Origin of the sequence: Pelomonas nitida, from assembly GCF_043555975.1 — a bacterium.
Lineage (GTDB): Bacteria > Pseudomonadota > Gammaproteobacteria > Burkholderiales > Burkholderiaceae_C > Pelomonas > Pelomonas nitida.
Genome location: NZ_JBIGIA010000016.1, coordinates 23,117 through 35,417 on the forward strand (window position 1 = coordinate 23,117; position 12,301 = coordinate 35,417).

11 protein-coding genes are annotated in these 12,301 nt (G+C 73.5%); all 11 read left to right on the forward strand.

Annotation, left to right across the window (positions count from 1 at the left end):
- Nucleotides 1–5 precede the first annotated feature (5 nt).
- Genes ACG00X_RS18645 through ACG00X_RS18695 form a run of 11 tightly spaced genes read left to right on the forward strand, consistent with a single transcriptional unit; the run spans nucleotide 6 to nucleotide 12,295 of the window.
- The gene (locus ACG00X_RS18645; RefSeq protein ID WP_394490256.1) at nucleotides 6–1,892 is read left to right on the forward strand and encodes a TonB-dependent receptor domain-containing protein; all 1,887 of its coding nucleotides are present in this window, start codon (nucleotides 6–8) and stop codon (nucleotides 1,890–1,892) included.
- A gap of 9 nt (nucleotides 1,893–1,901) precedes the next feature.
- The gene (gene cobU / locus ACG00X_RS18650; protein ID WP_394490258.1) at nucleotides 1,902–2,462 is read left to right on the forward strand and encodes a bifunctional adenosylcobinamide kinase/adenosylcobinamide-phosphate guanylyltransferase; all 561 of its coding nucleotides are present in this window, start codon (nucleotides 1,902–1,904) and stop codon (nucleotides 2,460–2,462) included.
- Nucleotides 2,463–2,464: 2 nt separating this feature from the next.
- Complete coding sequence (locus tag ACG00X_RS18655) at nucleotides 2,465–3,382, forward strand: ABC transporter substrate-binding protein (RefSeq protein ID WP_394490260.1); 918 nt, start codon at nucleotides 2,465–2,467, stop codon at nucleotides 3,380–3,382.
- On the forward strand, nucleotides 3,379–4,374 hold the full coding sequence (locus tag ACG00X_RS18660; protein ID WP_394490262.1) for a FecCD family ABC transporter permease: 996 nt from the start codon (nucleotides 3,379–3,381) through the stop codon (nucleotides 4,372–4,374). Before ACG00X_RS18655 ends, ACG00X_RS18660 begins: the two co-directional genes overlap by 4 nt.
- Nucleotides 4,371–5,138 carry an ABC transporter ATP-binding protein gene (locus ACG00X_RS18665; RefSeq protein ID WP_394490264.1) on the forward strand — a complete coding sequence of 256 codons (768 nt, stop codon included), beginning with the start codon at nucleotides 4,371–4,373 and terminating at the stop codon, nucleotides 5,136–5,138. The genes ACG00X_RS18660 and ACG00X_RS18665 overlap by 4 nt, the downstream gene beginning before the upstream one ends.
- Nucleotides 5,135–6,439: a cobyrinic acid a,c-diamide synthase CobB gene (locus ACG00X_RS18670; protein ID WP_394490266.1), complete on the forward strand. Its 1,305-nt coding sequence runs from the start codon at nucleotides 5,135–5,137 to the stop codon at nucleotides 6,437–6,439. Before ACG00X_RS18665 ends, ACG00X_RS18670 begins: the two co-directional genes overlap by 4 nt.
- Nucleotides 6,426–6,890 carry a hypothetical protein gene (locus tag ACG00X_RS18675; protein ID WP_394490268.1) on the forward strand — a complete coding sequence of 155 codons (465 nt, stop codon included), beginning with the start codon at nucleotides 6,426–6,428 and terminating at the stop codon, nucleotides 6,888–6,890. Before ACG00X_RS18670 ends, ACG00X_RS18675 begins: the two co-directional genes overlap by 14 nt.
- Nucleotides 6,887–7,219: a DUF2149 domain-containing protein gene (locus ACG00X_RS18680; RefSeq protein ID WP_394490270.1), complete on the forward strand. Its 333-nt coding sequence runs from the start codon at nucleotides 6,887–6,889 to the stop codon at nucleotides 7,217–7,219. Before ACG00X_RS18675 ends, ACG00X_RS18680 begins: the two co-directional genes overlap by 4 nt.
- Complete coding sequence (gene cobN, locus ACG00X_RS18685) at nucleotides 7,216–11,370, forward strand: cobaltochelatase subunit CobN (RefSeq protein ID WP_394490272.1); 4,155 nt, start codon at nucleotides 7,216–7,218, stop codon at nucleotides 11,368–11,370. The genes ACG00X_RS18680 and cobN overlap by 4 nt, the downstream gene beginning before the upstream one ends.
- A gap of 23 nt (nucleotides 11,371–11,393) precedes the next feature.
- Nucleotides 11,394–11,963, forward strand: coding sequence for a cob(I)yrinic acid a,c-diamide adenosyltransferase (gene cobO / locus ACG00X_RS18690; RefSeq protein ID WP_394490274.1), 570 nt, complete (start codon nucleotides 11,394–11,396; stop codon nucleotides 11,961–11,963).
- Nucleotides 11,960–12,295, forward strand: coding sequence for a DUF1636 family protein (locus tag ACG00X_RS18695; protein WP_394490276.1), 336 nt, complete (start codon nucleotides 11,960–11,962; stop codon nucleotides 12,293–12,295). The genes cobO and ACG00X_RS18695 overlap by 4 nt, the downstream gene beginning before the upstream one ends.
- Nucleotides 12,296–12,301: the final 6 nt, after the last annotated feature.

Here is a 12,301-nt window from a genome sequence, read left to right on the forward strand (position 1 = left end):
TTCTCATGTCCCAATTTTTCTTCGCGGCCCGTCGGCCGCTGCTCGCTCTGTCCGCGCTGGCCCTGGCTGCGTCCGCGCACGCCCAGACCCCGACCAAGCTCGACACCGTCGTCACGACCGCCACCCGCACGCCGCAAAAGCTGTCCGACGTGCTGGCCGACATGACGGTGCTGACACGCGACGACATCGAGCGCCAGGCCTTCGGCTCGCTGGCCGATCTGCTGCGCCGCCAGGTGGGCTTCGAGATGATCCGCAACGGCGGCGCCGGCGCCAACACCAGCCTGTTCGTGCGCGGCGCTGACACCCGCCACACGGCCGTGCTCATCGACGGCGTGCGCGTGGACTCGCAGGCCAGCAGCGGCGTGTCGTGGAACGCCATCCCGCTGGCGCAGATCGAACGCGTCGAGATCGTGCGCGGCCCGGCCAGCGCGCTGTACGGCTCCGACGCCATCGGCGGCGTCGTGCAGATCTTCACCCGCAAGGGCGACGCCAAGCCGGTCGTCGACGTCGGCGTGGGCGGCGGCAACCGCGGCCTGGCCAAGGCGGACGTCAGCGTCAGGGGCCGCACCGGCATCGTCGACTACGCGCTGTCCGGCGCACGCGAAAGCAGCAACGGCTTCAACGCCCGGCCTGCCGCCGCCACCGCCACCTTCACGCCCGACGACGACGGCTACAGCAGCCGCAACGCCAGCCTGCGCCTTGGCGTGCAACTGGCGGCCGAACACCGCGTGGAAGTCAGCGCGCTGACCAGCCATGTCGACGCCGAGTACGACTCCAGCGCAACCGCCAAGACCAACGACCGCACGATCTCCGACACCCGCGCCAACCGCCTGGCCTGGGCCGCGCAGTGGAGCGACGCGTTGCGCAGCGAACTGAGCGTGGGCGAATCGACCGAGCGTTACGAGACCCAGCCCAGCCCCTACGTCACGAAGACGCGCGTGCGCACCTACGGCTTCAACACCAGCTTGAACCTGGGCACGATCGGCACGCTGCAAGGCCTGCTGGAACGCCGCGAGGACCAGCTCGACAACAGCGGCCTGGTCTCTGCCGCGCAGCCCGGCCACGGCGAACGCCACCAGGACGCCTTCGGCGCCGGCTGGGCCTGGGCCAACGGCCCGCTGTCGCTGCAGCTCAACGCCCGCCATGACCGCGACAGCGAGTTCGGCGGCACCAGCACCGGCTCGGTGGCCGGCGGCTACAAGCTGGGCGGCGCCTGGCGCCTGCAGGCCTCGGCGGGCACCTCCTTCCGCGCGCCGTCGCTGTACCAGCGCTTCTCCGACAGCGGCAAGGCATCGCTGCGCCCCGAGAAGGGTCGCAACGCCGAGCTGGGCCTGCACTACGCATCGGGCAACGACGAGTTCAGCATCACCGCCTACCGCAACCTGGTGCGCGACCTCATCGTCTACGTGTCCAAGCCCACCCCCGTGGCCGGCCCCTGCCCCAGCCTCTACGGCTGCTACGACAACGTCAGCGAAGGCCGGCTGCAGGGCCTGAGCCTGCGCGGCGCCACGGCACTGGGCGCGGTGCGCCTGTCCGGCACGCTGGACCTGCAGGCGCCCAAGGACAGCGACAAGGCGTCCGCCAACTACGGCAAGCTGCTGGCGCGCCGCGCCAAGGCGCATGGCACCGTGCGCGCCGAGACCGACATCGGCGCCTGGACGCTGGGCGGCCAGGTGCTCGCCAGCAGCAAGCGCACCGACAACCTGAGCACCGGCTACCAGCTGGGCGGCTACGCGACGATGGACCTGGACGCCCAGTACACGCTGTCGCGCCAGGTGGGCCTGCAGTTCAAGGTGGACAACGCGTTCGACCGCAAGTACGAGACCGCGCGCACCTACGCCGTCTCGCCGCGTCAGGTCTTCATCGGCCTGCGCTTCACGCCGCAACTCTGAGGACGCTTCGTGGCCGCCCACCATCTCATCGTCGGCGGCCAGCGCAGCGGCAAGTCGCGCCACGCCGAGCGCCTGGCGCAGGCCTGGCAGCGCGCCGAGGCCGGCCACACGGTCACCATCGTGGCCACGGCGCTGGCCTTCGACGCGGAGATGCAGGCGCGCATAGACAAGCACCGCGCCGACCGTCCGGCCAGCTTCGCCACCGTCGAGGCACCGCTGGCACTGACGGCAGCCCTGCGCGAAGCCGCCGCGCCCGGCCGGCTGCTGCTGGTGGACTGCCTGACGCTGTGGCTGACCAACTGGCTGATGCCGATGGACGACGCGCCCGACCTGCCCGGCTGGGCCGCCGAACGCCAGGCGTTGCTGGACGCGCTGCCCACGCTGCCGTCGCCGGTGGTGTTCGTGTCCAACGAGGTGGGCTGGGGCGTGAGCCCGATGTCGCGCGAAGCGCGCTTCTACGTGGACGAACTGGGCCGGCTCAACCAGGCCGTGGCCCGGCGCAGCCAGAACCTGACGCTGATGGTGGCCGGGCAGGCCTGGACGCGCGCGGTCGAGAAGGACGAGGAATGACGATGACACGACGACTGCTGGCGGCGCCGCTGCTGGCACTGGCCGCGCTGGCCCAGGCCGCGCCGATCACGTTGAAGGACGACCGCGGCGCCACCGTCACGCTGCCCGGCGTGCCGCAACGCATCGTCAGCCTGCTGCCGTCGCTCACCGAGACCGTCTGCGAGCTGGGCGACTGCGCCAAGCTGGTGGGCGTGGATCGCTTCTCCAACTTTCCCGAGCGGGCCCAGAAGCTGCCCAAGCTGGGCGGGCTGGAAGACACCGCCGTCGAAGCCCTGGCCGCGTTGAAGCCCGACGTCGTGCTGCTGGGCGTGTCCGCGCGCATCGTCGATCGCCTCGAAAGCCTCGGCATCAAGGTCATCGCGCTGGAGCCCAAGCGCATGACCGATGTGCAGCGCGTGATCGGCACGGTGGGCCAGGTGCTGGAGCGCCCCGACGAGGCGCGCCGGCTCTGGAACCGCATCGACGGCCACATTGCGCAAAGCGCCGCCACGCTGCCGGCCGCAGCGCGCGGGCTGACGGTCTATTACGAGGTCGACTCGGCCCCGTACGCGGCCGGCGCCGCCTCTTTCATGGGCGAAATCCTGACCCGCCTCGGCGCCCGCAACATCGTGCCGCCGGAGCTGGGCCCCTTCCCCAAGCTCAACCCCGAATTCATCGTTCGAGCGGACCCGCAGGTCATCATGGTCGGCCAGCGCAGCGCACCCGGCCTGCCGCAGCGGCCCGGCTGGGCCGGCCTGCAGGCGGTCAAGAACCAGCGCCTGTGCGTGTGGGTGCCGGCCGAGTCGGACGTGCTGGTGCGCCCCGGCCCGCGCATGTCGGAGGCGGCCGCGCTGATGGCGCGCTGCCTGCGCCAGGCCGCCGCCGGCCCCGTGCCGCTGCCCACCGCCGCATTCACCGCCCCGCCCGGGGGCATGCGTTGAACGTCGGCACGCGTGGCCGCGCTGCGCTGCTGCTGGCCGCCACGGCGGGGCTTTTCGCGCTCGGGCTGAGTATCGGCAGCACCGGCTGGAGCCCGCTGACGGCGGCCGACGACAGCCTGCGCCAGCTCCTGTGGGACATCCGTGCGCCGCGCACGCTGGGCGCCTGGCTGGCCGGTGCGCTGCTGGCGCTAGCCGGCGCCATCGGCCAGGGGCTGTTCCGCAATCCGCTGGCCGACCCCTATCTGCTGGGCAGCTCCGCCGGCGCCAGCCTGGGGCTGGCCGTGATGCTGTTCTTCGTGGGCATCTCGCCCGCGAGCACCATGCTGGCGCTGCGTGTGGGCATGACCGGCTCCGCCTTCATCGGCTCGGTGGCCGCCGTGCTGCTGACGCTGACGCTGGCCCGCGGCGTCGAGCAGACGCTGCGCCTGCTGCTCGCCGGCGTCATCGTCGGCGTGGTGCTGGGCTCCGGCACGGCGCTGCTGACCCTGATCAACCTCGACGTGATGCGCACCATGCAGTCCTTCATGCTCGGCAGCACCGGCTTCCTGGGCTGGACCTCGGTGCTGGTGCTGTTCGCGGCGCTGGCACTGGCCGGCCCCATGGCGCTGGGCTGCAGCCGCGGGCTGGACGCGCTGAGCCTGGGCGAGGCCACCGCCCGCACGCTGGGCGTGCGGCTGACACTGCTGCGGCTGCTGCTGATCGCCGCCATGTCGCTCAGCACGGCCGCTGCGGTGGCTCAATGCGGCCTGGTGGCCTTCGTCGGCCTGGTCGCACCGCACCTAGTGCGCAGCTGGGGCAGCGTCACGCACGGCGCGCTGCTGCTGCTGGCGCCGCTGACCGGCGGCACGCTGCTGCTGGCGGCCGACATCGCCGCGCGCTGGGTCATCGCGCCGCAGGAGCTGCCGGTGGGCACCATCACCGCGCTGCTCGGCGGCAGCTATCTGCTGTGGCTGATGCACCGGCGCGGCCTGCCCCTCGGGGGTCGGCGATGAACGCGCCGGCACGCCTGGCCCTGGCGCTCAACGGCCTCGCCCTCGACGGCCGGCCCGTGCTGCAGCCGCTGCAGTTCGCACCCGAGCCCGGCCGCTGGACGGCGATCGTGGGGCCCAACGGCGCCGGCAAGTCGACGCTGCTGCGCGCCCTCACCGGCCTGCTGCCGTTCGACGGCCAGCTGACGCTGGACGACCGCCCGTGGCCGGCCTGGCCGGCGCGCGAACGCGCGCGTGCGGTGGCCTGGCTGGGCCAGAACGAGGGCGACGCGGACGAGCTGTCGGCCGAGGACGTCGTCATGCTCGGGCGGCTGCCGCACCAGGCGTGGCTCGCACCGCCCACGGCGCAGGACCACGCCGCCGTGCAGCAGGCCATGGCGCAGACACAGAGCTGGGACTGGCGCGGCCGGCGGCTGGCCCAGCTGTCGGGCGGCGAACGCCAGCGCGTGCTGCTGGCGCGGGCGCTCGCCGTCCAGGCCCGCGTGCTGCTGATGGACGAGCCGCTGGCCCACCTCGACCCGCCGCACCAGAGCGACTGGGTGCGCATCGCGCAGGCCCAGGCCCGCGCCGGCGTCGCCGTCGTCAGCGTGCTGCATGAACTCAACATCGCCCTGCAGGCCGATTGCCTGCTCGTCATGGACCAGGGCCGCATCGTGCACAGCGGCGCGCCCGGCGACGCCGCCACCCACGCGGCGCTGCAACAGGTCTTCCAACACCGCCTGCTCATCCTGCAGGCCCAAGCGCGCTGGATCGCGCTGAACGCATGAGTACCACGCCCGCCCTCTTCATCAGCGCCCCCTCCTCCGGCTCGGGCAAGACCAGCGTCACCGCCGCCATCGCGCGCTCGCATGCCCGGCGCGGCGAGCGTGTGCGCGTGTTCAAGACCGGCCCCGACTTCCTCGACCCCAGCATCCTCGAACGCGCCAGCGGCCATCCCGTCTACCAGCTGGATCTCTTCATGGGCGGCTTCACGCACTGCCAGGCGTTGCTGGCCAGCGCCGCCCGCGAGGCCGACCTCATCCTCGTCGAGGGCGTCATGGGCCTGTTCGACGGCGACCCGAGCAGCGCCGACCTGGCGGCCACCTTCGGCCTGCCGGTGGTCTGCGTCATCGATGCCTCGTCCATGGCTCAGACCTTCGCGGCGCTGGCCACCGGGCTGGCGGGGTTCCGGCGCGACCTGCGCCACCTCGGCGTCATCGCCAACCGCGTGGGCAGCGCCGCGCACGCCCGCATGGTGGGCGAAGGCCTGCCCGACGAGCTGCCGCTGATCGCCGCGCTGCCCCGCGAGCCGCGCCTCACGCTGCCGGAGCGGCACCTGGGCCTGGTGCAGGCGATCGAGCAGCCCGGGCTGGATGCGCTGCTCGACGCCTGGGCCGATGCCTGGGACGCCGCGCTGCGCCCAGGCCTGACGCTGCGGCCCCATCCCATCGAGGACGTGGCTGAAGAGGCGCCGCGGCCGCTGCTCGCCGGCCGGCGCATCGCCATCGCGCGCGACGCGGCCTTCGGCTTCATCTACCCCGCCAACATCGACCTGCTGCGCGCCATGGGCGCCGAGCTGGCGTTCTTCTCGCCGCTGCGTCACGAGCCACTGCCCGACTGCGACGCGCTGTGGCTGCCGGGTGGCTACCCCGAGCTCTACGCTGACAAGCTCGGCGCCCACCCGACGCTGGCCGCCGCGCTGGCCGCGCACGTGGCGGCGGGCAAGCCGCTGCTGGCCGAATGCGGCGGCATGCTGGCCTTGCTGGACGAGCTGGTCGACGTGGCCGGCGACCGCCACCGCATGGCCGGCCTGCTGCCCGGCCGCGCCCATGTGCGGCACCGCCTGGCCGCGCTGGGCCTGCAGGCCATCGACTGGCCCGAGGGCCCGCTGCGCGGCCACACCTATCACTACTCGACGCTCGAGACCCCGCTCACGGCGATCGCCACCGCCACCAACCCGAACGGCGGCAAGGCGGCCGAGGCGCTCTACCAGCAGGGGCCGCTGCGCGCCACCTACGTGCACCACTACTTCCCGTCCAACCCCGAGGCCGTCGCGGCCTTCTTCCTCGGCACCGATGGCCATGCTTGAAACCACCTTCGCCCACATCGCCCAGGCCCTGCTGTGGCCGGTGCTGCTGCTCGTGGCCCTCGGCTTCGTCTACGCGCTGTGGACGGCGGGCGCCACGCTGATGGAGGCGCTGCAGCGCCGCCGCCCCGGCTACCGCACGCTGCAGGTGGCCGACGACAGCAGCCTGGAGGGGCTGGAGCTGCAGATCGCGCGCCGGCTCGAACCCACGCGGCTGCTGGGCCGCGTCGCCCCGCTGCTGGGCCTGATCGCCACCATGGTGCCGCTGGGCCCGGCGCTGCAGAGCGTGGCCGCCGGCCAGGGCCAGCAGGCGCTGGCGGTGTTCAGCTCGGCGTTCTCGGGCGTGGTGCTGGCGCTGGCGGCCGCAGCCATCGCGCTGGTGGTGTATTCCGTGCGCCGCCGCTGGCTCATCGCCGAACTGTTGAGCATCAAGGCCGAGAAGGGCTGGGCATGAGCCGGCGGCTGAACATCCTCGCCGAAGAGGACGACGACCCCATGCTGTCGGCCGTCAACCTGGTGGACGTGTTCCTCGTGCTCGTCGTCGCGCTGCTGACGGCGGTGGCCATGCAGCAGCAGTCGCAGGCCGACGAAACCATCATCCGCAACCCCGGCCAGCCGGGCATGGAGATCATCGTGCGCCGCGACGGCCAGGAGGTGCGCTACCGCGGCAACGGCGGCAGCGCCGAGGGCCAGGGCGAGCGCGCCGGCGTGGCCTACCGCATGAAGGACGGCAGCATCATCTACGTGCCCGAAGGCGGCGACGCCGCATCCGCGCCGCGATGAGCCGGCTGGCGCGCTGCCTGGGCCTGGCCCTGCTGTGCCTGCCGCTGCTGGCGCAGGCCGCCGGCCGGCTGCTGTTCATCGGCGTGGACATCACGCCGGCCGCCAAGCAGGCGCTGATCGAGCGCGAGGGCCGCGCCGCCGGCTTCAGCGTGCAGCGGCTGGAATACCCGCTGCGCGGCGGCGTGCCGGCGCAAGACCCGGCCCTGGCGCAGGCGCTGCGCGGCGCCGATCTCGTGTGGGTGGACATGCCGCACGCCAGCGTCGAGGCGCGGCTGCATCAGCTGCTCGACACCGCGCTGCAACGCGCCGCGCTGCCGGCGGACCGCGTGCTGTGGATCCCGGCCGGCGAGCCCGCCGCCGGCGACCTCAGCCCGCGTGCCTATCTGCAGGCCGGCGGGCCCGCCAACACGCGCGCCGCGTTCGCGCTGGCACGCGCCCAGCTGCTGGGCCAGCCCGCACCCGCCCTGGCGCCGCCGCTGCCGCTGCCGCAGCGCGGCGTGTACTTCCCGGGCGCGCCGGCGCTGTTCGCGAATGCCGGCGAGTTCCGCGCCTGGGCGGCCCGCGAGGGCCACACGGGCGAGCCCGTGGCGCTGCTGCTGCATCGCTACCACTTCGTCCAGGGTGACACGGCCTGGCTGGACCGCTGGCTCGCCATGTTCCGCCGCCGGGGGCTGCTCGCCTACGCCGCCTTCAGCAGCCAGCTGGGCGACGCACCGCTGACGCAACTGCTGGAAGCCGACGGCCAGCTGCAGGCCCGCCTCGTCGTCAACCACAGCCTGCTGACGCAGGGCGCCAACCTGCAGCCCACCTTCGAGCGCTGGGGCGCGCCGGTGCTGCAGACCCAGCCCTACCGGCAGGACGCGGCCGCCGCCTGGGAGGCCAGCGAAACCGGCCTGGCGCAGTCCGACATCCCGTTCTACTTCGCCCAGCCCGAGGCCGCCGGCCTCATCGACCCGGTGGTCGTGGTGGCGCACCCCAAGCAGGGCGAGGCCCAGCTCATCGACCGCCAGGCCGCCAGCGTCGCGGCCAAGGCGGCACGCTGGGTCGCACTGCAGACCAAGCCTCACGCCGACAAGCGCCTGGTCGCCTTCGTCTACAACTACCCGCCGGGCGGCAGCAACTTCGGCGCCTCCTTCCTGAACGTGCCGCGCAGCCTGGCGCGCGTGACCGAGGGCCTGCGCGACGCCGGCTACACCGTGACACCGCGCGCTGAGGGCGAGTGGATCGCCGAACTCCAGCCGCTGCTGTCGGCCTACTACCCGGGCGCCGACCTGCGCGCGCTGCTGCAGGCCGGCCAGGCCGCCGCGCTGCCGCTGGCCCGCTACCAGGCCTGGTTCGACGCGCTGCCCGCCGCCGTGCGCCAGCCCATCGTCGCGCGCTGGGGCGTGCCGGCCAGCAGCCGCTATGTTCAGGCCTGGCAGGGCGAGCCGGTGTTCGTCATTCCGCGCCTGCAGCTGGGCGCGCTGGCCGTGCTGCCGCAGCCGCCGCGCGAAGAGACGCTGCGCAACGGGCAGGACCCGTTCATGCACCGCAGCAAGACGCCGCTGTCGCACCACTACCTGGCCACCTACCTGTGGGCCCGCGAGGCCGACGCCGTCATCCACTTCGGCACCCACGGCACGCAGGAATGGGCGCCGGGCAAGCTGCGCGGCCCCGACGTGCTCGACCCCGTCTGGCTGCCGCTGGGCGACGTGCCCGTCATCTACCCCTACATCGTCGACAACCTCGGCGAGGCGCTCACCGCCAAGCGCCGCGGCCGCGCGCTGATGGTCAGCCACCGCACGCCCAGCTTCGCGCCGGCCGGCTTCAATGCCCGCATGGCCCACATGCACGAGCTGATGCACGAATGGGAAACCGTGGACCCCGGCCCGACGCGCCAGGGGCTGGAGCGGCAGATGATTCAGCAGTTCGTGGAGCACCAGCTGCACCGCGACCTGGGCTGGACGGCCGAGCAGATCGCCGCCAACTTCAGCGGTTTCCTGGAACTGCTGCACCCCTGGCTGGACCGCCTCGCGCAGAGCTCGCAGCCCAAGGGCCTGGCGGTGTTCGGCGTGGTGCCCGACGAGGCCCAGCGGCGCGGCTCCATCCTGCAGCTGCTGCGCGTGCCGCTCATCGAGGCGCTGGGCGAAGACATCGACGAGGCCTTCCTGATCGACCATGAAGGCGTGGGCCAGGCCCGCCCGGCGCGCTGGCTGGCGCTGGCACTGCAGGACGCCAAGGCCGCCAGCCACCTGGACCTGCGGCCCTCGGCCTGCATCGCCGCCGGCACGGCCGCCGCAGCGTCGGCAGCGTCCGCGGTGGCCGCCGAGCTGCGCCATGCCGCCTCGGCGCCGGCCGGCGCCGCCAGCGCCCCGCTCGTCACCTGCGGCGACGGCTTCGTGCCCAACCGCGCGGCCCGCAAGCCCATCGACACGGCGGCGCTGCACGCGCTGGCACTGCGCGCCCAGCAGATGTGGGCGCGCCTGGCCATCGAGGGCGAGATGCCCGGCCTGCTGCGCGCCCTCGACGGCCACTTCATCCCGGCCGCCTACGGGGGCGACCTGCTGCGCAACCCCGACAGCGTGCCCACGGGCCGCAACCTCACCGGCCTGGACCCCAACCGCCTGCCGACCCGCCAGGCCTACGAGGCTGCCCAGGCCTTGTTCAAGCGCTGGTATGCCGAACAGGCGCGCACCGGCCAGCCACCGCAGCGGCTGGCGCTGTCGCTGTGGGCCGGCGAGACGCTGCGCCATCAGGGCGTCATGGAAGCGCAGGCGCTGGTGGCGCTGGGCGCGCGGCCCGTGTGGGACGCCACCGGCCGGCCGACCGGCGTGGCGCTGATCGCGCCGGCCGAGCTGGGCCGCCCGCGCGTGGACGTGCTGCTGTCCGTCACCGGCTCCTACCGCGACCAGTTCCCCGCGCTGATGAAGCTGCTGGACCAGGCCGTGGCCGCCGCCGGCGCGGCCGAGTCCGACAACGCCATCGCGCGCAACAACCGCGCCATCGAGGGCGAGCTGCGCAAGGCCGGCGTGAAACCCGCCCAGGCCCAGGCCTTGTCGCTGGCCCGCGTGTTCGGCAACCCGGCGGGCGACTACGGCACCGGCATCGCCGACGCCGTGCAGTCCGACGGCCTCCAAAGCGGCAACGGCCGGCCCGACCCGCGCCTGGGCCAGCTCTTCCTGAGCACCATGAGCCAACCCTATGTCGACGGCGAGCCGCTGGCCGTGCCCGCCGCGCAGGCCCGGCAGGCGCTGGGCGCCCACCTGCGCCACACCGACGCGGCGCTGATGTCGCGCAGCAGCCACCTCTACGCCATGGCCAGCAGCGACGACCCCTTCCAGTACCTCGGCGGCCTGGCCGCCGCCGCCAAGGTGGCCGGCAAGACCGGCGACATCGCGCTGCACGTGAGCCAGCTGCAGGACGCCGCCGAACAGCACACCGAGACCGCCGCCCAGGCCATCGCGCTGGAGATGCAGACGCGCTACCTGCACCCGGGCTGGCTCAAGGCGCAGAAGGCCGAAGGCTGGGCCGGCGCGCTGCAGGTGCTCAAGGCCGTGCAATACAGCTACGGCTGGCAGCACATCGCCCCGGGCACGGTGCGCGCCGACCACTGGCAGAGCTTCCACGACGTGCTGGTGAGCGACAAGCACAAGCTCGGCGTGCCCGACTGGCTGCGGCAGAACCCGCAGGCCTACGCGCAGGCGCTGGAGCGCCTGGTGCAGGCCGACCGCATGGGCTACTGGCATCCCGACGCCCAGACCCGCCGCGAGCTGGCCAGCCGCTACCGGGAGCTGACCGCCGCCGCGCCGCTCGCCAACGAGCTGGCCGGCGTGCGCCGCTGGGCGGCCGACCAGGCCACCCAAGCCGTGCCTGCCGCCCCGGCACCTGCCGTCGCGCGCGCGGCGCGTCCGCCCGCCCAGGCGGCCGCACCCGCAACGGCGGCACCTCCGCCCCGCGTGCGCGGCCTGCAACTGCAGGCGCAGCAGCGGCCGGCCCCCGCCGGCGCTGCGGCCTCGCCGCTGGCCCAGGCGCTGGCCGGCGTGGGCATGCTGCTGCTCGTCGCCCTCGGCGCCGCGTGGCAGGGCCGGCGCGGCCTGACGCCGGCTGCGGCCGATGCAGGCACGCACCGTGCTGATGGAGCCGGCCGGCGCGTGACGCCGGTCGTGTCCTGACTTGTTGATGGAGAGTTCCGAAGATGGAGATCGAGCAACCCCCGGTGAACCGCGAACGCGTCATCCCCATGGGCGAGCGGCGCGGCCTGGTGCTGGTGCACACCGGCGACGGCAAGGGCAAGAGCACCGCCGCCTTCGGCCTGGCCCTGCGCGCGCACGGCCGCGGCAAGCCGGTGCTGATCTACCAGTTCATGAAGGTGCCCAGCGCCCGCTTCGGCGAACACCGCGTGTTCGAGCAGCTGGGCGTGCCCATCATCGGCCTGGGTGACGGCTTTTCCTGGAAGAGCCGCGACCTGGAGCACAGCGCCGCACTGGCCCGCGAGGGCTGGGCGCGCGCCGAGGCCACCATCCGCAGCGGCGACCACTTCCTCATCGTGCTCGACGAGATCATGTACCCGCTGCGCTACGGCTGGGTCTCGCTGCCACTGGTGCTGGCCTGCCTGCGCGAGCGGCCGGCGCACGTCAACGTCGTGCTGACCGGGCGCGGCGCACCGGCCGAGCTGATCGAGCTGGCGGACACGGTCACCGAAATGGTGATGATCAAGCACCACTATCAGGCCGGCGTGCCGGCGCAGCGAGGGATCGAGGATTGAGCACGCTGACGATCTGCACCACCTGCGCCGACGGCCAGGGCCTGGCCTTGCTGGAGGCTGTCGAGAACGAGGCTCTTGCGCGTGATGGCACGGTGCCCGTGCGCGGCCAGGCCTGCATGGCAGCCTGCGCGCAGAGCTGCACCGCCGCGCTGCAGGGCGCCGGCAAGCACAGCTATCTGTTCGGCCAGCTGACGCCCGACGCGGCCTGCGTCGACGCGCTGCTCACCGTGGCGGCCGAGCACGCCGAGCCCGGCGACGGCCTGCTGGCCTGGAGCCGCCGCCCCGAGCGGCTCAAGCGCAGCGTGCTGGGCCGCCTGCCGCCGCTAGGCTGAGCGAGA

What these genes read in the sequence shown, in the direction of transcription:
- ACG00X_RS18645 (WP_394490256.1), top strand. Translation starts at nt 6, where the DNA reads ATGTCCCAATTTTTCTTCGCGGCCCGTCGGCCGCTGCTCGCTCTGTCC.
- ACG00X_RS18655 (WP_394490260.1), top strand. Translation starts at nt 2,465, where the DNA reads ATGACACGACGACTGCTGGCGGCGCCGCTGCTGGCACTGGCCGCGCTG.
- ACG00X_RS18665 (WP_394490264.1), top strand. Translation starts at nt 4,371, where the DNA reads ATGAACGCGCCGGCACGCCTGGCCCTGGCGCTCAACGGCCTCGCCCTC.
- ACG00X_RS18670 (WP_394490266.1), top strand. Translation starts at nt 5,135, where the DNA reads ATGAGTACCACGCCCGCCCTCTTCATCAGCGCCCCCTCCTCCGGCTCG.
- ACG00X_RS18675 (WP_394490268.1), top strand. Translation starts at nt 6,426, where the DNA reads ATGGCCATGCTTGAAACCACCTTCGCCCACATCGCCCAGGCCCTGCTG.
- ACG00X_RS18680 (WP_394490270.1), top strand. Translation starts at nt 6,887, where the DNA reads ATGAGCCGGCGGCTGAACATCCTCGCCGAAGAGGACGACGACCCCATG.
- cobN (WP_394490272.1), top strand. Translation starts at nt 7,216, where the DNA reads ATGAGCCGGCTGGCGCGCTGCCTGGGCCTGGCCCTGCTGTGCCTGCCG.
- cobO (WP_394490274.1), top strand. Translation starts at nt 11,394, where the DNA reads ATGGAGATCGAGCAACCCCCGGTGAACCGCGAACGCGTCATCCCCATG.